Source organism: Synechococcus sp. WH 5701 (genome assembly GCF_000153045.1).
Lineage (GTDB): Bacteria > Cyanobacteriota > Cyanobacteriia > PCC-6307 > Cyanobiaceae > Regnicoccus_A > Regnicoccus_A antarcticus.
The window spans coordinates 584,592-605,898 of sequence record NZ_CH724159.1 but is presented as its reverse complement, the minus strand read 5'-3'; the positions used below and the strand labels follow the sequence as shown (position 1 = coordinate 605,898).

Here is a 21,307-nt window from a genome sequence, read left to right as displayed (position 1 = left end):
TAGGCCAGCGTGGGGGCTCGCCCAGGCCCCGCCGCCATGACCCCTTCAACACCTGAATCCGCTGGCGGGCGGCCCGCCGTTCCCCTGGCTCGCCGCCTGGCCGACGCACTCACTGTGGCCAGGGCTTTCCTGGGACTGCCGCTGTTGCTGGCCCTCGGTGCCGGTCAGGCGGGGCTGGGCTGGGCATTGCTGCTGCTGGGCGGCTTCAGCGACTGGGCCGACGGCTGGCTGGCCCGGCGCTCGGGCGGCGGCTCGGTCTGGGGGGCACGGCTCGACCCGCTCACCGACAAGATCCTGATCAGTGCCCCCCTGCTCTGGCTGGCCAGGGAGGGGACCCTGCCCCTCTGGGCGGTGTGGCTGCTGCTGGCGCGGGAGCTGCTGATCTCCGGCTGGCGGGCCGGCCAGGCCAGCGGCGCTCCGGCCTCAGCCGCCGGCAAGGCGAAGACCGTGCTCCAGTTCGCCGCCCTGCTGCTGCTGCTCTGGCCGCTCACCTGGCCCCTGGCCAACGGTCTGCGCAGCCTGGGCTGGTGGCTGTTCTGGCCCTCGCTGCTGCTGGCGCTCAGTTCAGGCGCCAGCTACCTGCGGGCGGGCCTCAGCCGGCCAGCAGAGCCTGATCGGAGCTGAAGTCGGGGGTGGTGGCTCCGCGCAGGGCGTAATCATTGCTGTAGCTGTCGGCCAGGCCGGCTTCGAGATCGAAGGCGGGCGACCAGGCCAGCTCCCTCTGGACCCGGTGGATGTCGGTGAGGAAATGGGCCAGGCGCAGGGGGAAAGCCTTGCGGGCTTTCTTATCGAGCCCAGAAGGATCGAAACTGCGGATCTCCACGGCCTCGGGCTCGACGCCGCAGGCCTTTGCCGCGGCGGCCACCAGGCCCCGGAAGGTGACGCCCTTGGCGCCACTGCAGTTGTAGATGCGGTTGGCCGCGGCCTCCACATCCAGGCAGAGGGCCATCGCCGTGGCCAGATCACTCACATGGCCCAACTGGGTGATGGTGCTGCCATCGCCGGGCAGGGGAACCGGCTGGCCGTGGACGATCCGATCGAAGAACCAGCTCTCCACCGGGTTGTAGTTGCCGGGTCCGTAGATGTAGGTGGGGCGGAAGCTGGTAAAGGGAATCGCCTGCTGGCGCAGCCAAGCTTCGGTGTCGAGCTTGCCGGCATGGCGGCTGGCGGGGTCGGTTGTGGCCTCCTCATCCAGGGGCCAGAGCTCGCTGTCGGCATAGACGCCGGCTGAGCTGACGTACACGAAGCGATAGCTCGGTGCTCCGGTGCGCTCCACCACGGCCTGACTGTCGGCGCAGCTGCGGCCACTGGAGTCGATGATCACGTCGAAGGCGCGGCCGCGCAGCGGCTCGAGGGCAGCGGGGTCGCTGCGGTCGCCAGAGAGATGCTCCACCCCCTCGGGCAGGGGCTGGCGGCCACGGGTGAAGAGGGTGAGCTCGTGCCCGGCGGCGAGCAGCTGAGCCACCAGCGGCTTGCCGATGAAACGGGTTCCACCCATCACCAGGATCTGCACGGTCATTCAGCGGGGAGGGCGCCATTCAAGCGGCCGGGGAGGCTGCCGCTGCGATGCTGAACGCCGAGGATCGCCCGTCAGACCATGCCCCGCTGGACCGAGCTGCTGCGCTCCGTCAACAACCTCAAGCTGCTGGCGGCCATTGGCCGCAGCGGCGGCGATCTGCACTCAGTGGCCGATCTGGTCGACAACATGCTCGAGAGCCCGCAGATGGACGCCTGCGTGCGCCGCTTCCGCGCCGTGCCGGGGGGCGCCGAGATGATGGACCAGCGCTACCCGCCCCTGCAGCCGGACATCGAGCGCATGATCCAGATGCCGGAAGGCAGCCTCGGCCGCGGATACGCCCAGCTGATCCGCGAGCTCAACTACGACCCTGAATTCTTCCGGCCCCGCCCGATCGACACCGAGGCGCGCTGGCTGACCCAGCGGATCGCCACCACCCACGACATCCACCACGTGGTGACGGGTTTCGGCACAGGCCCCGTGGGAGAGAACGGTGTGCTGATGATCACCGCCAACCAGATCGGCTTCCCTGCCTACGTACTGCTCAACAGCGCCGCCCAACTGAACAGTTTCCGCCAGCAGAGCCAGCATGGCGCTGTTCAGCTCGATTTCGAGCAGCTCAGCGCCGCCCTGGCCCAGGCGATGGCCATCGCACGCTCGGCCTCCTGCCTGGCGGCGGTGCGCTGGGAGGAGGGCTGGGAGCGGCCGGTTCAGAGCTGGCGCGAGGAGCTGGGAATCCGCGAGCCGGCCGATCTCGAACCCTATGGGCTGGGTACAACCGTGCAGGTGTAGGGACAGCTATCACCCCTTGATCTCAACGGCCAAACCGCCAATCCCCACACCAATCGCTCCGCTGGGTTACGGGGTGTCTGTAGGCCCACCTTGTGATCCTCTCGTGGCGCTCAGCCTCGTCGAGAGCAACCTTTTCTGAAGGGGGATAACGGCGGCAACTACCCAGGGATGGGAGAGAACTGGAATCCCCATGCCAGCCCTTCCAGAAGCGGCAGTTTCCACAGCACTGATTTTCTCGCCTCACGACATACCTTCCGTTACCGAATTAAGAGCAGTAGCCCAGAAAATTAGGCCCACGTCCAGGCATTGATCCCTGACGACTCAGCGTCCGACCCTGACCCCACGAATCGAGTCCATCAATCCAAAAACATTGAGAAGCCAGACGACTACGGCAACCACAACAACGACATTCAAGATCATCCTGATCTTATGATCCATTGGTATGTAGTTATTGACGAGCCACAACAGCACTCCAACAACCACGAGCGTAACGATGAATGAAGACCAGGAATCACCTTGACACGGGAATCCGCTGTCAAGGCCAACTCCGATTCACCTCCCACCGATCAGATTCCCCTCCTCCCACTGAGAAGACGAAAGATGATAATGATTACAGCAATCACCAGCAATAAGTGAATCAAGCCTCCCAAGGACGTGGAGGTAACCAAGCCAACCAACCACAGAACGACCAGCACAACAATGATCGTTTCCAGCATGATGATTTTGCGAGTGATGTTTTAAAGCGAGGGTCATGGACGCACCCCACCAGAATGGTGGACCGCCTGCGGCCTGGATGCCGCCCAAGAATCGATCAGTTGAGGTTGTCGGCAAGTCGATCCGCCACATCAGCGACAGTCTTCGCCGCTGACTTGGCCCCCGCCTTCAGATCTTCTGCCACATTCATGGCTGATCCCTGCACCTGCTTTGCCTTGCCCTGAATCTGGTGTCCGGTATCACCAGTCAGTTCGCCATAGGCGGACTCAAGACGGCCTTCCGTCTCTTTTGCTTGTGCATCTAGTCGATTGGACATGGTACTCAGTGCGATTGGACTGAAGGAACAAAGATCTGACGCTGCCCAGGTGAGCCCAAGGGGGCCTCCCGAGGGTGTTCCAACCCAAGGTCTAGGCATGCCGCCGTCCTGCAACCGCATCACCGTCCTCTCCTCCTCAACTCCACCGCTCGCAACGGCTCAAAGTCCAGGCGCTGCAGGACGTCTGGGTCGATTATCGATTTATTGCCCGCCTGACTGCTCGGGACAAAATCCCCGGGAACTGGCAGGGCTATTGGCCCGATGGCCTGCTACGCCATCGCTGAGGGATGACCGAGCCAGCAGGATGGCAAAAACCCGAGCCTGAACTAAAATCTCAGGATCGCAGCACAGATGCCAGCTCAACAGCAAGGATATGCGTCTTAATGCAGGCTGCCAACTTCTCTTTGAGGCATCCGCTCCTTCTTCGCTGATCGTGATGCTGCGACCTCGCAGTGGCCCTGGACAGAGGGTTGTACGAGAGGCGAATGAAGTCAAGCCGGATACTGTCGCCACAGATTTCGTTGACATCAATGGCAATCTCTGCCAGCGTCTTCTGATCGCTCCAGGCTGCTTTCAAATCGAGAATACAGTCACAGTCGAAACCGCTGATCGAATTGACATCGCGCCAGGAGCCGCTTTTGTCCCTGTGCATGAGCTACCTGAATACGCTCTGCCGTTTTTGTTGCCAAGCCGTTACTGTCAGTCCGATTTGCTGAGTGACTTAGCACGTACGATTGTTGCAGGCCATGAGTTTGCCTATGACCAGGCCGAAGCAATAAGCGGCTGGATTCACGCCAATGTTGAGTATCGCTATGGCACAAGCAACGCCTCAACATCTGCGCTGGAAACCGTCAGCACACGAGTCGGCGTCTGTCGTGACTTTGTCCATCTAGGAATTGCTTTGTGCCGCAGCCTCAGCATTCCTGCTCGCATGGTGGTGGGCTATCTTTACAAGCTTGAGCCAATGGATCTCCACGCCTGGTTTGAGGTCTTCGTCGGAGGTCGATGGTATATTTTTGATCCCACACAGGCCCTGCCAAAGGGAAATCGGATCGCGATTGCCTATGGCAAGGATGCAGCCGATGTTGCCCTGGCCAACGAGTTTGGACCCGTCAACCTCACTGGGATGAAGGTATGGGTTGAGGCTGCACAACAATGAGACGACGCGTTGCCATGCTGATCTCCATGCCCAGCACCAACACCGAAGCCATCAGCCGCCGTCTGAGGCTCTGAATCAGATGAAAGCGGGCTGCGGCAACGCGAGCGGAAACTCACAGACGGCCTTCAAGGCCCCGATGCAGGAACGCTCAAGCAGTAGCCAGACCTGGCAAGCCGCCAGGAGTGGACGCCACCCAGCGAGGATGAGTGACGACCACGGCTGCAACCGCCCCGCCATGCAGATCATCCCCGCCATCGACCTGCTCGACGGCCACTGCGTGCGCCTGCACCAGGGCGACTATGACCAGGTCACCCGCTTCAGCGACGATCCGGTGGCCCAGGCCCTCTCCTGGCAGGAGCAGGGGGCCGAACGACTGCACCTGGTCGACCTCGACGGGGCCCGCAGCGGGCTGCCCGTCAACGATGCCGTGGTGCGCGCCATCACCGCCGCCCTCACGATCCCCGTACAGCTCGGGGGCGGTGTGCGCACGGCGGAGCGGGCCGACGACCTGCTGGCCTGCGGCCTCGATCGCGTCATCCTCGGCACCGTGGCGATCGAGCAGCCGGAGCTGGTGCGGCAGCTGGCGGCCCGCCATCCCGGCCGCATCGTCGTGGGCATCGATGCCCGCAACGGCCTGGTGGCCACCCGCGGCTGGATTGAGGACAGCCGAACCGTGGCCACCGAGCTGGCCGCCAGCTTCGAGGGCAGCGGCGTGGCGGCGATCATCAGCACCGACATCGCCACCGACGGCACGCTGGCCGGACCCAACCTGCAGGCCCTGCGGGCCATGGCCGGAGCCACTTCCCTCCCGGTGATCGCCTCCGGCGGCGTGGGCTCGGTCACCGACCTGCTGGCCCTGCTCAGCCTGGCCCCGCTGGGGGTCGAGGGAGTGATCGTGGGCCGCGCTCTCTACGACGGCAGTGTCGACCTGGGCGAAGCTCTGCAGGCGGTGGGATCCGCGCGACTGCAGGACCCCATCGATGCCTCACTCTGCTGATCGAAAGGAGCTCACCCCTGCGTGTAGCCAGCTGATCGATCCCTCCCCTTAACATAAGGATTACTCCCGATCTTGCCGTCGTCTCCGTGTCCGTCGCCGTCACCACCACAGCCGTGCCGGTGAGCTCCGGAGAAATCCGATCACTCGGCGGAGAGTCGGCTGGGGCTGCCGGTGAGAGCGCTCAGCTGGATTCGACCCCGTCCGACCTGCGCGCCACGGTGGCCCAGGCGTTCCGACGTTGCCGTGATCTGGGCATGCGCCTGAGCCGCCAGCGGCGGATGGTGCTGGAGCTGCTCTGGAGTGATCGGCGTCACCTCAGCGCCCGCGACATCTTCGAGCGCCTCAATGCCCAGGGCCGCAACATCGGCCACACCTCCGTCTACCAGAACCTCGAAGCCCTGCAATCCGCTGGTGTGATCGAGTGCCTCGATCGCGCCAGTGGCCGGCTCTACGGCTACCGCAGCGATCCCCACAGCCACCTCACCTGCCTGCAAAGCGGCGAGATCGAGGACCTCGACGTGGTCTTACCCGAAGAGCTAGTGCAACAGATCGAGGATCTCACCGGCTACAGCATCGAGTCGTACACCCTCCAGCTCTACGGACGCCGCCGGCCCTGATCCGATCCCAGCCCTGGAGTTTCTCGCGCGCGCTCGTTACCTTGAGCCCATGTACCGGACCGGCGCGTGACTGAGCCTGCGGCCGCCCTTGGGGCTGCCGGGACCCCCGGGTCCCAGGTGCTGCTGCTGGCCCAGCCACTGCTGCGTCAGGGACTGGGCCGCTTGCTCGCGGAGGCGAGCCCCCCCTGCCGGGTGGCGGGCGAACCTTCTGAGCTCGAAGGCGCCCCGCAGCTGGTGATCTGGAGCCTGGAGGCTCCGATCCATCCCGGCAACCTGCTGCTGGAGCTGGAGCGGCTGGAGCAGCGCTGGCTGCCGGCGCCCCTGCTTCTGCTGATTCCCGCACGGCCCGGCTGCAGCAGCGAGTGGCTGCTTCAGCTTCCGGCCGCCGGACTGCTGCAGGAGCCCGAGCCGGAAGCCTTGCTGGAAGCCGTGGGCACCCTGCTTCAGGGAGGGCGGGTGGTGGCCCTGCACGGGGAAGGCAGCTCCGGCGTGAATGCCAACTCGGGCGGCGCCTGGGGAGCTGGAACGATGGGGCTCGGCCAGTGGCTGCTGATCAGCGGCCTGCAGCAGATCGATCAGGAGCTGGAGCTCGGCCGCCGGCTGCTGGACCCTCCTCCCGCCAACCTGCTGCTGCAGCTGATCCTGGAAGGCCGGCAGCGGGAACTGCGCTCCGCTCGGACCGTGCTGATCTGGCTGTGGGGGCCGGCGTCGATGGCCTGGGGGGCCACGGGTCTGCCCCCGGAGCCAAGCCCCCCCGCGCAGGAGCCCCGCCCCCCCAGCGGCGGCAGCACCGCCATCACCCTTCGGCAGCGCACCGCCGTGGCTGTGTGGGAGGCGATTCATCAACGGCTGAGCCAGGCCAGCCAGGGGCCCCTGCTGCGCCAGGGCAGCGCCGAGCTGTTCGCCCTGGAGGGACTGAGCCAGGAGCGGCGGCGGGATCTGTTCCTGGCCCTGCTGGCCCAGCTGGATCAGCTGTTGCGGCAGCTGCGCCAGGAGCGCCTGCGCGGCGACGACCTGCAGGGCCGCTGGCAGAACCTGCAGCCGGAACTGCGCCGCCAGGCCCTGCGCCAGATGGCTGGTCCCTACGTCCAATTGCCCCAGCAGGGGGCCCTGCTGCCGGTGGCCGACACCCTCTCCAGCCAGGGGAGCTTCGAGCTCGACGACCCTGATCTCCCCCCCAGCCAGCCGATGCTGGCGGCCTTGATCTCCGCCCAGCCCCTGCTGGTGGACGGTCGCCTGCTGGCTCCCGACGAACCCCAGGCCCTGCTCTATCTCGAGGCCCTGGTGAGCAACTGGGTGATCCGCAGCGCCGAGCGCATCAGCGCCGATGTGCTTGCCAGTTGCGGTGACTGGCCGGAACTGCGCCGCTACCTGCTGGTGAAGGAGCTGATCGCCACCCGCAGCCTGGAGCGCCTGCGCAACCAGCTCAATGCCCAGCAGCGTTGGAGCGAGTGGTTCGAGAAGCCAATCCAGCTCTACGAAAGCCAGCGGCGGCTCTACCGCCTCGAGGAGGGGGGAACGATCTGCCCGCTGCTGCTCACCGAACCCCGCGACGAGGAACTGCGCCAGCTGGGTTGGCTGCAGCAGAGCGTCACCCTGGCCCTGGAGGCCCGTGATGCCCTGGCACCGCAGCTGCGGGCCCTGCTGCAGCGCGCCGGCGATCTGATCGTGGTGGTGCTCACCCAGGTGATCGGTCGTGCCATCGGCCTGGTGGGGCGAGGGATCCTCCAGGGGCTCGGGCGAGGCATCAGCAGGCCCTGAGGGTCACAATGGCCCCAGCCCATCTGGTGTTCGGTTGCGCCTTCCTGCACGCATCGGCTTCCAAGCCGGTCCCCTCTCCGCCCTCAGAGCCGGTCTGCTCAGCCTGATCCTCGGCGCCTGGCTGCTGCTGGCCACGGCGTCTCCAGCGGCGGCGGCTCTCACCACCAACAGCTACGACGGCAACATCTATTCGCTCTATGCCGGCAATGGCTCGCTGGTGCCGCCACGCAGCAGCCTGGCTCAGGCCCTGGCCGACCACCGGCCCGTGGTTCTGATCTTCTATCTCGATGACAGCGCTGACAGCAAGCAGTTCTCCCCCGTGGTCTCGGAGCTGCAGCGGCTGTGGGGATCGAGGGTCGAGATCATTCCGCTCACCACCGATCAGCTCCAGAACCGGCCCGACGAGGGCAGCAGCGACCCCGCCCACTACTGGAAGGGTCTGATCCCCCAGGTGGTGGTGCTCGATCCCGCCGGCCGCGTGGTGTTCGACGGCAAGGGGCAGGTAAACACTGAATCCATCAGCTCCGCCCTGAGCAAGGCCACCGGACTCAATCCCGCCGGCAGCGCCAACACCAGCGCCACCCGCAGCTTCAATGAGCTGAACAGCGAAGTGGTGCCCGCAGGCTGATGACCATCCAGCCGGTAGCCCCCACACGCCGCGAAAGCGACAGCCTCGGTGCCATTGAGGTGCCAGCGGAGCACTACTGGGGGGCCCAGACCCAACGCTCGATACGTAATTTCCCTTTCGGTGCGGCAATGCCGCTGGCGGTGGTGCAGGCCTTCGGCCAACTCAAGGCGGCCTGCGCCGAGGTGAACCAAGCCGAAGGAAAGCTCGCGCCGAAGCTGGCGGCGCTGATCGTGGTCGCCGCCGAGGAGGTGGCGAGCGGGACTCTGGATGAGGAGTTCCCGCTGAAGGTCTGGCAGACGGGCTCGGGCACCCAGACCAACATGAACGTCAACGAGGTGATCGCCAACCGGGCGATCGAGGCCGCTGGCGGCAGGCTGGGCAGCAAGGCGCCGGTCCACCCCAATGACCACGTCAACCTGAGCCAGTCGAGCAACGACACTTTCCCCACCGCCCTGCACGTTGCGGTGGTGCTGGAACTGGAGAGGCGGTTGATTCCGGCCGTGGAGGCGCTGATCACCGCCCTGCATGCCAAGGCGGAAAGGTTTGCAGGGATCATCAAGATCGGCCGCACCCATCTGCAGGATGCTGTGCCACTCAGCCTGGGCCAGGAGTTCGGCGGCTATGTGGCCCAGCTGGAGCTGGGGCTGAATACTCTGCGCCACACGCTGCCCCAGGTGCACCAGCTGGCGATCGGCGGCACGGCGGTGGGTACCGGTCTCAATGCCCCCCCAGGCTTCGGCGAGAAGGTGGCGGCACGGCTGGCCGAACGGATCGGTCTGCCGTTCAGCAGCGCACCGAACAAGTTCCAGGCCCTGGCGGGCCATGAACCCCTGGCGGCAGCCCATGGCGCCCTCACGGTGCTGGCCGGCAGCCTGCTGAAGATCGCCAACGACATCCGCTGGCTCGGCAGCGGACCCCGATGTGGGCTGGGCGAGTTGAGCTTGCCGGAGAACGAACCTGGCTCCTCGATCATGCCGGGCAAGGTGAATCCCACCCAGTGCGAAAGCCTCACCATGGTGGCCCTGCAGGTAATGGGTAACAACAGCGCTGTGCAGATGGCGGCCAGCCAGGGCAACTTTGAGCTCAATGTGTTCAAGCCACTGATCGCCCACAACGTGCTTGAAAGCATCGAGCTGCTCACCGGCGGCTGCACCAGCTTCCGCGAGCACTGCATCGAAGGGCTCGAGGCCAACGAGAGTCGCATCAGTGATCTGCTCGATCAGAGCCTGATGCTGGTGACGGCCCTCACCCCGGCGATCGGCTACGACCGCGCCTGCGCTATCGCCAAACACGCCCACGAGCACCGGCTGAGCCTCAAGGAAGCGGCCCTGGTGCTTGGCGAGATCAATGCCGAGGAGTTCGACCAATGGGTGAAGCCGGAGGCGATGGTGTGAACCACTGTTGCGGGTCAGGAATTGTCAGAATGAAGGAGTGACTGGGCAATCAAGACTGCACCAACACGAAGACTCTGGCTGCCGAGCATCAGTTGATCGATGCCGACAACGCCCAGACCCCAGTGATCTGCGAACTGCTGGCGGAGGTGGCCCTGATCATCGACGCCATGGATCTGCTGCATAGCGGCCGGGTGGACGGCTTCTGGCTGGTGTCCTCCGACAACGACGTCACACGACTGGCCGCCCGCATCCGTGCGGCGGGGCTGGCGGTCTACGCCTTCGGCGAGAAGAAGACGCCCAAACCCTTCGTGGCCGCCTGCGACAAATTCATCGACACCGAGATCCTGCGCAAGGCTCTTTCTCCTGGGCGCCATTGCTGCAGTGACCCAGGAGGACGGCTGGGTGCCTCTGAGCTTCGATCAGTAGGGCTTCCTGAAGATCTCCAGACCGCTTGCAGTGCAGTGGATCTGGGCACTTCTATGGCGGTATAATGTGCGCAAATCGGCTGGATTGAGCCGAAAAGCTGCACCAAGTTTTCCACATGTACCGCCGCAAGGAAGGCAATCAGCTCTCCTTTGATGATTTCTTCCTCCCATTCGGCGGGAAGCTCTCGGGGGATAACCGCTGGGTGAAGTTGGCGGATCTGATCCCTTGGGATGAGCTGGAGCATCACTACGCCTCGCAGTTTTCAAAGGGGTTCGGAGCGCCTGCCAAGCCTTTTCGCATGGCCCTTGGTGCCTTGATCATCAAGGAGCGCTTGCAGGTCACCGACGAAGAGCTCGTTGAGCAGATCAAGGAAAATCCCTATCTTCAGTTCTTTCTTGGCTTGGAAGGCTTCCAGTTCGAGGCACCGTTTGATCCCTCGATGATGGTGTATTTCCGTCGTCGGCTGCCAGAGAAGACCATCAATGACTGCAACGAGCGGATCGTCCGGCATGGCAAACAACAAATTGCACAGAATAAACAAGGCGACAATGATGATCCTGATGATGGTGACGGATCAGTGCCTGCCGCTCTTGAACGCCCCAGCCAAGATGCGAAGGCGCCCAAGAGGCATCAAGGAATCCTTCTGATTGACGCCACATGCGTGCCCAGCGATATTCGCTATCCCACTGATCTCTCTCTTCTCAATGAAGCCCGCGAAACGACAGAGAAGCTGATTGATGAGATGCACAAGCAAGTGCGTGATGTGTTTGGCCACAAACCAAGAACCAACCGGCGTCAGGCCCGTCGTCAATTCCTGGCGGTGGCCAAGAAGAAGCGTCCGCGCCTCAGCAAGATTCGCAAGGCCATTGGTCAGCAGCTCCGGCATCTGGCTCGAAACCTGTCCAGTATCGATGCTCTGATCGCCTGCGGTGCAAGAGTTTTGGCGGCTGGTCGCCATTGGTATCGCAAGCTGTTGGTGATCAGTGAGCTGGTGAGGCAGCAAAAGATCCTGTATCACTCAGACACCAGAAGTATTCAGGATCGAATCGTCAGTTTGACACAACCCCACATCAGGCCAATCGTTCGTGGCAAGACTAGAAATAATGTTGAATTTGGTGCCAAGATCTCGATCTCGGTCAGTGGCGATGGATTTGCATTCCTGGATCGTCTCAGCTGGGATCCCTACAACGAAGGAGAAGACCTAAAATCCCAGGTACGCACTTTTCACCGTCGCCATGGCTTTTATCCAAAGGTTGTCTGTGCTGATCAGATCTATCGCACACGATCCAACCGCGCCTTTTGCATGAGGCATGGAATTCGCTTGAGCGGGCCGCGTCTTGGCAGGCCAAAAAATGATCCTGATCTCGTCGCTGCAGAGAAGAAGATCGCTCTAGATGATCAGAGGCGGCGCAACGGTGTAGAGGGGAAGTTCGGCCAAGGGAAGCGCCGTTTCGGGCTTGGGCTCGTTCGTGAGAAGCTGGCCGAGACCTCAGGTTGCACCATCGCCATAAATCTGTTGGTCATGAACCTCGAGAAGCTCCTGGAGCTTCTTGTTGTATTGATTGCCATACTCCAAGGCTTGCTAATGGCATGTATCGCCTCTGAGAGGCGTCCCACGCTGCTCATTTCATCGGGACTGAGTTTGGCTACATGCTGAGATGATCACGGCGCAGGCATCTCTGGATCAGAGGCTGGCCCGAGCAATAGCTTTTTCAGGAGGCCCTCAGTAACCACCCAGCCTGACCGCCCGTCACACCAACGGCCACCACCGGGGTCAACGCTGCCGCCATCAGCAGGACTGCCAGCCAGGACCGCCAGACCGGCCGGCCAGCGCGGCTCGATCCGCAGCGATCGGCTCATTGCCGCGCCATGGCCAATTGGATCGCCACGGCCGGATCGATGCGGTGATCCAGGCTCTCGGCCGCCTCATCGATCGCAAGCTGCACGCCCTTGACCTGGCCATTGAAGGCATTGCCGCGGGGACCATAGTCCTCCGACACAGGAGCGCCACTGTCCTCGCCGATGTCGCAACCGTCATCGGCGGAGAAGATCATCGCCAGAGTGGCGCCGATCTGGCCTTCGCCCACCTTCTGGCCGTCGGTGTAGAGCGTGACGGTGCCGCCTTTGCCCAGGCCGCCGCCGGCATAGGCGAACTCCATCCGCACCTGGTGTTCACCAGCAGGGATGGGCGACTCCCCCTCCACGTAGAACCGCTGGAAGCCGCCCCAGTTGTAGCAGTACTTGAGTTTCCCCCCTTTGGCATAAAGGCTCCAGCCGCCGATGTTCGCGCCCTGGGAGATGATCACCCCCTCGGCGCCCTTCTCCGGTACCACGATTTCGGCCGTGACCGAGTGGGATTTGTTCTTGATGTTGAGAACGCAATTCTCCGACAGGCGGCCCATGCCCTCGAACAACAGTTGCGTCTTGCCCTTGATCAGGGTCGGGCGGCCAGCTGTGTCGGGGTTGAGCTTCTCGAGCAGCCGATCGTCGATCGGCAGCACCTTGTAGCGCGTCGCCTCGATCAACCAGAGGCGCTGCAGTTCGTGCAGTTTCTGCGGCATTTCTCTGGCAAGATCCTTCGCCTGGCTCCAGTCTTTACTCGTGTCATACAACTCCCAGACGTCGTCATCGAGGGCAGGCGGAACAGCCTGAACCCAGGGTGTGGAGTGGTGGGTCACGGCCGTCCATCCCTTGTGATAGATGCCGCGGTTGCCGAACATCTCGAAGTACTGGGTTTCGTGCCGCTCAGCGGCGCCCGGATCATCGAAGGTGTAAAGCATGCTCACCCCTTCGATCGGATCCTGCTGGATTCCATCGACGGACACGGGTTCCGGCAGGCCGGCCGCCTCCAGGATCGTCGGTGCCACATCAATCAAGTGGGTGAACTGGGAGCGGATCTCGCCCTTGGCTCTGATGCCCCTGGGCCAGTGGACGACGGTGCCATTGCGGGTGCCTCCGAAGTGGGACGCCACCTGCTTGGTCCACTGGTAAGGCGTGTTCATCGCGTGGGCCCAGCCCACGGCGTAGTGGTTGTAGGACTCTGGCCCGCCCAGCTTGTCGAGCCGCTCCGTCAGGTACTCAGGCGTTTCCAGCGCCTGCAGGCCATTGAAATAGCTCATCTCATTGAAACAGCCGTTCAATGAGCCCTCGGCAGAGGCGCCATTGTCGCCAATGATATAATAAATAAGTGTGTCCTCGAGTATGCCGAGCTTTTCAAGGCTCTCGACAATGCGCCCCACGTGATGGTCGGTATAGGCCATGAAGCCGGCATAGACTTCCATCTGGCGGCTCAGCACCGGGCGGAAGGCCTCCGGCATCTCCTCCCAAGCGGGTATCTCGCCATGGCGGTCGGTAAGTTCGCATTCCGGAGGGATCACACCCAATTGCTTCTGGCGGGCGATCGTCTGCTCGCGCAGAGCATCCCAGCCTGCATCGAATTGGCCTTTGTATTGATCGGCCCATTCCTTTGGCACGTGGTGCGGAGCATGGGTGGCGCCAGGCGCGAAATAGGCGAAGAAGGGCTGATCGGGCGTCAGTGCTTTCTGCTGCCCGATCCAGTTCAGGGCCTTGTCGGCCATGTCCTCCATGAGGTGATAGCCCTGCTCTGGTGTCTTGTCCGGCTCCACCGGTGTGGTGCCTTCATACAGCGTGGGGTACCACTGATTGGCTTCACCGCCGACGAAGCCATAGAAATGATCGAAGCCGCCGCCGCCCGTCGGCCAGGCGTCAAACGGTCCGACGGGGCTGGTCTGCCACACCGGTACTTCATGGCACTTGCCGAACTGCGCGGTGGCGTAGCCATTCAGCCTCAATGTTTTGGCCAGAGGGGCCATGCTGTTAGGCAGAACCGAGCAGTAGCCCGGCGCACCCGTGGCGATCTCGGTGATTCCGCCCATGCCGGCAGAGTGGTGGTTGCGCCCGGTGAGCAGCGCCTGACGCGAAGGCGAGCACAGAGCGGTGCTGTGGAAGCGGTTGAACTTCAGACCGCCAGCAGCCAGTTTCTCTGCCGTGGGCGTCTGGCAAGGGCCACCGAAGGCGCTGGCGGAGCCGAACCCGGCATCATCGATGAGAACGATCAGCACGTTCGGCGCTCCTTCGGGCGGCCGCAACTGCTCGATCGGCGGGAATGAGGTATCGGGATCCTTTGCGTCGTAGGTGATCAGTCCCGGCCGCACCGTGTTCGGCATCGGCAGGTGGGAGCGGTGTTTCCTGGTTTGATTGCTCATGTTCCTGTGCCGTGAACGAAGGGCAGTGACGCTGGGTGTGGCGCGCCCCGATGCCGCAAGGCTGTCAACGCCCTGTGGCCTTGATGAGTCCCCGTGATGAATCGTTGAAGCTGCTACAGCAGGTTCGCCGCCAGCTCCGCCAGAGGGGAACGCTCACCCTTGAGCAGGGTGACGTGGCCCGCCAGCCGCTGACCCTTGAAGCGTTCCACCAGCCAGGTGAGGCCGTTGCTGTCGGCGTCCACATAGGGATTGTCGATCTGATACGGATCGCCGGTGAGCACGATCTTGGTCCCCTCTCCCACCCGGGTGACGATCGTCTTCACCTCATGGGGCGTGAGGTTCTGGGCCTCATCCACCACCATGTACTGGCGCGGGATCGAGCGCCCGCGGATGTAGGTGATCGCCTCCACCTCCAGCAGGCCCATGCCCTTGAGGTCCGACCAGTTGCTGCGCGGACCTCGGCTGGAGCGCATGCTGCCTTGGGACGTTTCTTCACCACCGAGCAGGTAGTCGAGGTTGTCGATGATGGGCTGCATCCAGGGACCCATCTTCTCCTGAAAATCGCCGGGAAGGAAGCCGATGTCCTTGCCCAGGGGAATCACCGGCCGGGTCACCAGCAGGCGGTCGTAGAGGTGATCATCGGCCACCTGATGCAGCCCGGCGGCCAGGGCCAGCAGGGTCTTGCCGGTGCCGGCCTTGCCCACCAGGGTCACCAGACTGATGGCCGGATCCAGCAGCAGATCAAGGGCGAAGGTCTGCTCCCGGTTGCGGGGGCTGACCCGTCCCAGCTTGATCCGGGTCACCTTCTGCAGGGTCCGCAAACCCCTGGCCTCCGCGTCCGCCCGCGCCAGCAGGGTGTGCTGGGGTTGCAGGGCATCCACCAGGGTCACCCCTTCGTTGGGCAGCAGCGGCGGCTGGGGCGGCAACCGCGGCGGCAGCTGGTCGAGGGCCACGGATCCCTGCTGGTGCAGCTGGTCGATCTGCTCTGCCGTCACCACCCACTCGCTGAAGCCCGGGTAGAGGTCGGCGATCGCCACCTTGTCGGTGCTGTAGTCCTGGGCGATGAGACCCACCGCATCGGCCTTGATGCGCAGGTTGGTGTCCTTGGTGACCAGCACCACGGGGGGCTGGTTGCCCATCACGTCCTGGAGGCGCTGCTCCAGCGCCACCGCCAGGATGTTGTTATCGCCATTGCCGGATTTCAGCTCAGGCGGCAGCTGGGCGAGAGTTTCGTTGCGGCAGAACACCACCTTGAGCAGGCCGTGGTGCTCCGCATTGATCTCCACCCCCTCGGAGAGGTTGCCCTTGCCGCGCAGCTCATCGAGCAGGCGGGAGGTCTGGCGGGCATTGCGGCCCCTCTCGGAGGAATCACGCTTGAAGCGGTCGATCTCCTCGACCACCTCGATCGGGATCACCACCGTGTTGTCTTCGAAGCGGGTGATCGCCAGGGGATCGTGCAGCAGCACGTTCGTGTCGAGAACGAAGGTCTTCTTCATCACCCGCGCCGCAATGGCCAGCGGTTGAACCTAGGCCGCGGCGGTGTCCACCCCGCCAGCGCCTGGCCCCAGACACGATCTACGCTCCCGCAGACCCGGCGCCCCTGCCCCTTGCCGTCCCTGCCTCCCTTGCTCTGCGCGCTGCTGCTTCTGGCGCTGCTCTTCGGCCTCACCCTGCTCTGGCTGGAGTTACGCCACCGCCTGCGGCCGGCCTCACCCCTGCGCCTGAGTTCGGGACCCTGGACCACCCGCTGGACCAACAAGGGCGCCGTGACGCTGGAGGGCAGCTTCCGCATCGCCAATCCCCATGCCCGCATGGAGGTGATGGTGCCCGAGCTGCAGTTGCGACCCACCGTGCTCGGCCGCCAGGATCTCTCCCGCCTGAGGGTGAGCACCAGGATCGTCGCCGACCACCCCGACGAGCCGAGCCGGCCCGATGGCTACTGGGCGGCCTACATCGTCAAAGGGCACAAGAGCACCCAGCTCAGGGCCAGCGTGAGCATCAGCCTGCCCGGCGGCGCGACCGGGCCAAGCCCTGAGGAGCGGCACACCATCCTGGAGGACCTGCTCGACACCCTCTGGCTGGAGGTGATCTGGGTCAATTACGGACCGTTCGGTCGCCTGGAGCGGCGCCAGGGCTTCCTGGTGCCGGTGCGACATCCCGAACCACTCGATCCGGCCACTGCTGCCTGGCGCGACGGCGACGGCTGCCAGGTGCTGGCGGTACCCACCCACCTGCTGGGGGTGCTCGATGATCCCGCCGAGGTATTGAGCCGCTATGCCGGGCCGGTGCTGCGTCCAGGCGACATCCTCACCATCGGCGAAACGCCCCTGGCGGTGATCCAGGGGCGTTACCAGCACCCGTCCATGGTGGAGCCCTCCTGCCTGGCCCGGCTGCTCTGCCGCGTCTTTCATCCCACCAGCAGCCTGGCCACAGCCTGCGGCCTGCAGAGCCTGATCGACACCGTGGGGCCGGCGCGGGTGCTCTGCGCCTGGCTGGCCGGCAGCCTGATGAAGCTGGTGGGCAGCAAAGGCGGCTTCTACCGCCTCGCCGGTGAGCAGGCCCGGCTGATCGACGACATCACCGGCACCACCCCTCCCTACGACCAGACGATCGTGCTTGGTCCCGATCAGCCCGAACGCTGCTGTCAGGAGCTTGCCCAGGCTCTTGGGGTGCCGGTGGCGGTGGTTGATGTCAACGATCTCGGGCGGGTCAAGGTGCTCGCCTCCAGCGCTGGCTGCGACGAAGACCTGCTCAGGCGTGCCCTGCGTCCCAACCCGGCCGGCAACGCCAACGAACGCACACCCCTTGTGCTGGTCCGACCCGCCTGAAGCCTCAAGGTCCCTGTCTCGCCCCGATACAGTTGATCATCAGCGGTTCTTCCGTGCGTCACCCCACTCCAACCCGTTCCCCGGGAGGTGATTCACTCGCCGGCCCTGGGGACGTGCAGGTCTCCCCCCTGCAGGGTTGGATGCTGCCGCACCTGCAGGACGCCGCCGTCATCGATCTGCAACCCCTGCTGCAGAAAGCGCTGTTGCTGCAGACCCCTGAGCGGCTGCTGAACACCCTCGTGCGGCGCCCCCCTCTGGCCCCTGAAGTGCTGGTGGCTCACAGCGGCGGTGATCGCCTGCTGGGCCTGAGCGTGGTGCGACGGCTCAACCGCAGCGGCAGTTGCTGGGGGGTGGAGGAGTTGCGTCTCTGCCGCGGAGCCCTGAGCGAACCGGGATCTCCCACCGCCAGGCAGGTGGAGGGAGCCCTGCTGCGCGAGGCCCTCCACCGCTGCCCTGGGGCCTCCAGCTGGATCACCAGGGTCCCCGCCGCTCACCAGGACCGCCTGGCCCTGCTGCGGGAGCAGGGGTTCCAGCCGCTGCTCCAGGAAACCCTCTGGTACTGGGAGCCGGATCCGGCCGAAGCCGGCACCAGCCAGCCGGCGGCCGTGCCGGCCGGCATCGACCTGCAGCTGCGCCCTCTCAACCGACGCAGCGCCCCTCTGCTCTGGCACCTGGAGCAGGCCACCTGCCCGGCCCAGTTGCGCCAGCTGCTGGATCGCCGTATCGAGGACGTGCTCGATCAGAGCGACGGGCGGGGGCTGCTCTGGGTGGACACCAGCCGCCAGCAGGCGGTGGCGGCGGTGCGCCGGCTGCGCAACCACCGCCTGGGTCCAGCGGAGCTGGAAGTGACCCTGCACCCCGGTTGGTCCCATCTGCATGGCCCCGCTCTGGCGAGGCTGGTGAGGCATCAGGCTGGCGGAGTCTCACCCCTGCGCCTGCGCAGCGACACTGACGACCATGAACGCGAAGGCTGGCTCAGCCACCTCGGCGCGGTGGCTGAGGGGGAGGAGCTGTTGATGGCCCGCAGTGTCTGGCGGCGGCAGGATTCGCGCGTGCTCAGCCGCCAGTCCTGGCGGCTCGACACCGTGCTCGACCCCTTCAAGCCCCGCCGCCGCCCCGTTCCCACCCCGCTGCAGCGGGGAGTGGGCGGCCACCACGGCCCCCAGGCCCTCGGCTGTCCCCAGGCCCCGGGCAGCGGCCGTTGAGCCGCCAGCCGCCGCCGCCCCGCTCAGTTCTGGCTCTCGATGTGGGCCGGCGGCGGATTGGTCTGGCCGGCTGCGACCCCCTCGGACTGACCGTCACCCCCCTGGCTCCACTGGCCCGTGGAGCTTTCCCCGCCGATCTCGAGCGGCTGCGCCCCCTGGTGGCCCAGCGCCGCGTGCAGGCCCTGGTGGTGGGGCTGCCCCTCGATGCCAGTCAGCAGCCCACCGTGCAGGCCAGGCACTGCCGCCGCTACGGCCAGCGCCTGGCCCAGGCCCTGGAGCTGCCCCTGGCCTGGGTGGATGAACACGGCAGCAGCTGGGAGGCGGGCGAGCGCCGCGGGCTGCACGGGGACCGCAGCGGCCAGCTCGACAGCGCCGCGGCGGCCCTGCTGCTGGAGCAGTGGCTGCGGGAAGGCCCCGAAGCCCTTCCGGTCAGCCCAGCGACACCGAGGCTCGACCGGCCGGCCGGCGCTGAGACATTCTGATGGGACCTGCTGATTCCCCATGAGTGCCGAAGGACCGTCGATCACTGGATCCGGTGACGTGCCCACGGTGCTCGTTCGTGATGGCCAGAACCGCCAGCTGCTCTGCTTTCTCGAGCAACTGATCCCCCTCGATGGCCACGACTACGCCCTGCTCACGCCGGTGGACACCCCGGTCTGCCTGGTGCGCATCGCCGAGGGCGACGACGAGGAAGACGAGGTGGTCGAGGAGGTCGATGCCGCCGAATCGATCCTCACCGTGGCCGACGTGGTGCTGCAGGAGCACGACCTGACCCTGGTGCGCTCGGCGGTGACCCTCACCGTGAGCGGTGAACTGGAGGAACCGGACCCCGATGACCTCGAGGACGATCTCCAGGGAGATGGTGATGGCGACGAGGAGACCGACCTCTACGAGATGTTGATCCAGTTCCGCGCCGAAGACCAGGAATACGGCCTCTACATCCCCCTCGATCCCTTCTTCGTCGTGGCCCGGATGCAGAACAACGAAGCGGTGCTGGTGGAAGGGGAGGAATTCGAGCGGGTGCAGCCGCGCATCGAGGCCGAGCTCGAGGACCGGGAGAGCGTTGGGTGAAACTCCAGCAGCTGTTGCGCCCTGACTGGGTGCTGAGCACCACCCTGGCCCAGATGCCCCTGGAGAGCCTGCTCGATCGTGGTATTCGCGCCCTGGTGCTGGACGTGGACCGCACCTTGCTTCCCCGCCGCCAGGCCGAGATGCCCCCGCTGATGGAGGCGTGGCTGCGGCAGGCCAAGGATCGTCTGCGGCTGCACCTGTTCAGCAACAACCCCTCCAGGCGTCGGATCGGCTCGGTGGCCCGGCAGCTTGATTTGCCCTTCACCACCTCGGCGGGCAAACCCCGCCGCAGCGCCCTGCGCCGGGTGCTGGCCGACCTCGACCTCCCTCCCGAGCAGGTGGCCCTGGCCGGTGATCGCCTCTTCACTGATGTGCTCGTGGGCAACCGCCTCGGTCTGTTCACCGTGCTGGTGAAGCCCGTCGGTCCGGAGGGTCGACCCTGCCAGCAGGATCGCCTGCAGCGCCTGGAGGTGCGACTGGCGCGGCTGGTGGGCACCGAGTGGAACCGATGACGCCGCCTACCCCCCCGACACGCCGCGTGATCAAGGTGGGCACCAGCCTGCTGCGCGGCACCGCCCAGCGCGACACCGAAGCGGTGATCGCCGGCCTGGCCGCCAGCCTCAGCCGGCGGCGCCAGCTGGGGGAGGCCATCGCCCTGGTCACCAGCGGTGCGGTGGGCCTGGGCTGCCATGCCCTTGGGTTTGGGCAGCGCCCCGAGGAGGTGGTGGCCCTTCAGGCCGCCGCCGCCGTGGGCCAGGGCCGGCTGATGCGTCTCTACGAAACGGCCTTCGCCCAGCACGACACTTCCGTGGCCCAGGTGCTGCTCACCCGCGGCGACCTGGCCTCCCGCCGCCGCTACCAGAATGCCTGCCGCACCCTGGAGCAGCTGCTCAGCTGGGGCGTGGTGCCCGTGGTCAACGAGAACGACACCCTCGCCACCGACGAACTGCGTTTCGGCGACAACGACACCCTCTCGGCCCTGGTGGCGGTGGCGATCGGCGCCGATGAGCTGGTGCTGCTCACCGATGTGGATCGGCTCTATTCGGGCGATCCCCGCAGCGATGCCAGTGCCCAGCCGATCGAGGAAGTGCGCGATCTGCTGGAGCTGGAGCGCCTCAGCGGCGTGGCCCAGGGCGGCGGGCGATGGGGAACCGGCGGCATGACCACCAAGCTGGCCGCCGCCCGCATCGCCACCTCCAGCGGGATTGCCGTGCGCCTGGCCGATGGCCGCGATCCAGCGGTGCTCGAAGCCCTGCTGGCCGGCGAGCGCCTCGGCACCCTCTTCCGGCCCAGCCCCAGCCCCCTGCCCGACCGCAAGGGCTGGCTGGCCCATGCCCTGCTGCCCAAGGGGGAGCTGCTGATCGACCCCGGCGCCGAGCGGGCCCTGATCGAGCGGGGGGCCTCCCTGCTGGCGGTGGGCATCCGCGCCGTCAACGGGGAGTTCGAACGCCGGGATGCCGTACGGCTTCTGTCTCTGGAAGGGCGGGAGATCGGCCGCGGCCTCTCTGCCCTCAGCAGCGCTGAGGTGGCCCAGGTGCTGGGGCTGAGCAGCCAGGCGGCCGAGAGCACCCTGGAGCACGGCGCTGGCGATGCCGTGGTCCACCGCGACCACCTGGTGCTCACCGCGCCGGCGGCAGTCCCGGGCTGAGGGGCCGCC

General features: G+C 65.4%; 22 protein-coding genes. 16 read left to right on the top strand and 6 right to left on the bottom strand.

Annotated features, from left to right (window positions below):
- Nucleotides 1-36: 36 nt before the first annotated feature.
- Nucleotides 37-624 carry a CDP-alcohol phosphatidyltransferase family protein gene (locus tag WH5701_RS03970; RefSeq protein ID WP_006170681.1) on the top strand — a complete coding sequence of 196 codons (588 nt, stop codon included), beginning with the start codon at nucleotides 37-39 and terminating at the stop codon, nucleotides 622-624.
- On the opposite strand, the gene WH5701_RS03965 is transcribed toward WH5701_RS03970, so the two are convergent.
- On the bottom strand, nucleotides 593-1,513 hold the full coding sequence (locus WH5701_RS03965; RefSeq protein WP_037980243.1) for an NAD-dependent epimerase/dehydratase family protein: 921 nt from the start codon (nucleotides 1,511-1,513) through the stop codon (nucleotides 593-595). The genes WH5701_RS03970 and WH5701_RS03965 overlap by 32 nt on opposite strands.
- An 84-nt stretch (nucleotides 1,514-1,597) precedes the next feature.
- On the opposite strand from WH5701_RS03965, the gene WH5701_RS03960 reads away from it, so the two are divergent.
- Nucleotides 1,598-2,308 carry a Coq4 family protein gene (locus WH5701_RS03960; RefSeq protein WP_006170679.1) on the top strand — a complete coding sequence of 237 codons (711 nt, stop codon included), beginning with the start codon at nucleotides 1,598-1,600 and terminating at the stop codon, nucleotides 2,306-2,308.
- A gap of 321 nt (nucleotides 2,309-2,629) precedes the next feature.
- Here the strand turns inward: WH5701_RS03960 and WH5701_RS18670 are convergent, their stop codons facing one another.
- The 3 genes from WH5701_RS18670 to WH5701_RS16660 all read right to left on the bottom strand — a co-directional run bounded on the left by WH5701_RS18670 (nucleotide 2,630) and on the right by WH5701_RS16660 (nucleotide 3,338).
- Entirely contained in the window at nucleotides 2,630-2,803 is a 174-nt protein-coding gene (locus tag WH5701_RS18670; protein ID WP_304411995.1) for a Thivi_2564 family membrane protein, read from the bottom strand.
- Nucleotides 2,804-2,874: 71 nt separating this feature from the next.
- Nucleotides 2,875-3,024: a lmo0937 family membrane protein gene (locus WH5701_RS17500; protein WP_006170678.1), complete on the bottom strand. Its 150-nt coding sequence runs from the start codon at nucleotides 3,022-3,024 to the stop codon at nucleotides 2,875-2,877.
- Between the two features lie 95 nt (nucleotides 3,025-3,119).
- Nucleotides 3,120-3,338, bottom strand: a complete 219-nt coding sequence (locus tag WH5701_RS16660) for a CsbD family protein (RefSeq protein WP_198005128.1) — start codon at nucleotides 3,336-3,338, stop codon at nucleotides 3,120-3,122.
- Between the two features lie 373 nt (nucleotides 3,339-3,711).
- Here WH5701_RS16660 and WH5701_RS03955 point away from each other — a divergent pair, with 373 nt between their 5' ends.
- The 8 genes from WH5701_RS03955 to WH5701_RS03920 all read left to right on the top strand — a co-directional run bounded on the left by WH5701_RS03955 (nucleotide 3,712) and on the right by WH5701_RS03920 (nucleotide 11,977).
- Nucleotides 3,712-4,497, top strand: a complete 786-nt coding sequence (locus WH5701_RS03955; RefSeq protein WP_037979569.1) for a transglutaminase family protein — start codon at nucleotides 3,712-3,714, stop codon at nucleotides 4,495-4,497.
- 235 nt (nucleotides 4,498-4,732) lie between these two features.
- Entirely contained in the window at nucleotides 4,733-5,494 is a 762-nt protein-coding gene (gene hisA / locus WH5701_RS03950; RefSeq protein ID WP_006170673.1) for a 1-(5-phosphoribosyl)-5-[(5-phosphoribosylamino)methylideneamino]imidazole-4-carboxamide isomerase, read from the top strand.
- 254 nt (nucleotides 5,495-5,748) lie between these two features.
- The gene (locus WH5701_RS03945) at nucleotides 5,749-6,111 is read left to right on the top strand and encodes a Fur family transcriptional regulator (RefSeq protein WP_156776658.1); all 363 of its coding nucleotides are present in this window, start codon (nucleotides 5,749-5,751) and stop codon (nucleotides 6,109-6,111) included.
- A 66-nt stretch (nucleotides 6,112-6,177) separates the two neighbouring features.
- Complete coding sequence (locus WH5701_RS03940) at nucleotides 6,178-7,872, top strand: DUF3685 domain-containing protein (RefSeq protein ID WP_006170671.1); 1,695 nt, start codon at nucleotides 6,178-6,180, stop codon at nucleotides 7,870-7,872.
- 34 nt (nucleotides 7,873-7,906) lie between these two features.
- Entirely contained in the window at nucleotides 7,907-8,500 is a 594-nt protein-coding gene (locus WH5701_RS03935; RefSeq protein WP_006170670.1) for a thylakoid membrane photosystem I accumulation factor, read from the top strand.
- Nucleotides 8,500-9,894: a class II fumarate hydratase gene (gene fumC, locus WH5701_RS03930; RefSeq protein WP_006170669.1), complete on the top strand. Its 1,395-nt coding sequence runs from the start codon at nucleotides 8,500-8,502 to the stop codon at nucleotides 9,892-9,894. The genes WH5701_RS03935 and fumC overlap by 1 nt, the downstream gene beginning before the upstream one ends.
- A gap of 92 nt (nucleotides 9,895-9,986) precedes the next feature.
- Entirely contained in the window at nucleotides 9,987-10,385 is a 399-nt protein-coding gene (locus tag WH5701_RS17130; protein WP_006170668.1) for an NYN domain-containing protein, read from the top strand.
- 50 nt (nucleotides 10,386-10,435) lie between these two features.
- On the top strand, nucleotides 10,436-11,977 hold the full coding sequence (locus WH5701_RS03920) for an IS5-like element ISSysp4 family transposase (protein WP_006170113.1): 1,542 nt from the start codon (nucleotides 10,436-10,438) through the stop codon (nucleotides 11,975-11,977).
- A gap of 199 nt (nucleotides 11,978-12,176) precedes the next feature.
- Here WH5701_RS03920 and WH5701_RS03915 read toward each other — a convergent pair whose 3' ends face one another.
- Complete coding sequence (locus WH5701_RS03915; RefSeq protein ID WP_006170667.1) at nucleotides 12,177-14,507, bottom strand: arylsulfatase; 2,331 nt, start codon at nucleotides 14,505-14,507, stop codon at nucleotides 12,177-12,179.
- A 152-nt stretch (nucleotides 14,508-14,659) separates the two neighbouring features.
- Entirely contained in the window at nucleotides 14,660-16,042 is a 1,383-nt protein-coding gene (locus WH5701_RS03910; protein WP_006170666.1) for a PhoH family protein, read from the bottom strand.
- A 111-nt stretch (nucleotides 16,043-16,153) separates the two neighbouring features.
- On the opposite strand from WH5701_RS03910, the gene WH5701_RS03905 reads away from it, so the two are divergent.
- The 6 genes from WH5701_RS03905 to proB all read left to right on the top strand — a co-directional run bounded on the left by WH5701_RS03905 (nucleotide 16,154) and on the right by proB (nucleotide 21,298).
- Nucleotides 16,154-17,374, top strand: a complete 1,221-nt coding sequence (locus tag WH5701_RS03905; RefSeq protein ID WP_006170665.1) for a hypothetical protein — start codon at nucleotides 16,154-16,156, stop codon at nucleotides 17,372-17,374.
- Between the two features lie 113 nt (nucleotides 17,375-17,487).
- Complete coding sequence (locus tag WH5701_RS03900) at nucleotides 17,488-18,579, top strand: hypothetical protein (protein ID WP_006170664.1); 1,092 nt, start codon at nucleotides 17,488-17,490, stop codon at nucleotides 18,577-18,579.
- Nucleotides 18,576-19,061, top strand: a complete 486-nt coding sequence (ruvX, locus tag WH5701_RS03895) for a Holliday junction resolvase RuvX (RefSeq protein WP_006170663.1) — start codon at nucleotides 18,576-18,578, stop codon at nucleotides 19,059-19,061. The genes WH5701_RS03900 and ruvX overlap by 4 nt, the downstream gene beginning before the upstream one ends.
- A gap of 19 nt (nucleotides 19,062-19,080) precedes the next feature.
- Complete coding sequence (locus WH5701_RS03890; RefSeq protein ID WP_037979558.1) at nucleotides 19,081-19,650, top strand: DUF3727 domain-containing protein; 570 nt, start codon at nucleotides 19,081-19,083, stop codon at nucleotides 19,648-19,650.
- The gene (locus WH5701_RS03885) at nucleotides 19,647-20,162 is read left to right on the top strand and encodes a YqeG family HAD IIIA-type phosphatase (RefSeq protein WP_006170661.1); all 516 of its coding nucleotides are present in this window, start codon (nucleotides 19,647-19,649) and stop codon (nucleotides 20,160-20,162) included. Before WH5701_RS03890 ends, WH5701_RS03885 begins: the two co-directional genes overlap by 4 nt.
- Nucleotides 20,159-21,298 carry a glutamate 5-kinase gene (gene proB, locus WH5701_RS03880; protein WP_037979555.1) on the top strand — a complete coding sequence of 380 codons (1,140 nt, stop codon included), beginning with the start codon at nucleotides 20,159-20,161 and terminating at the stop codon, nucleotides 21,296-21,298. The genes WH5701_RS03885 and proB overlap by 4 nt, the downstream gene beginning before the upstream one ends.
- Nucleotides 21,299-21,307: the final 9 nt, after the last annotated feature.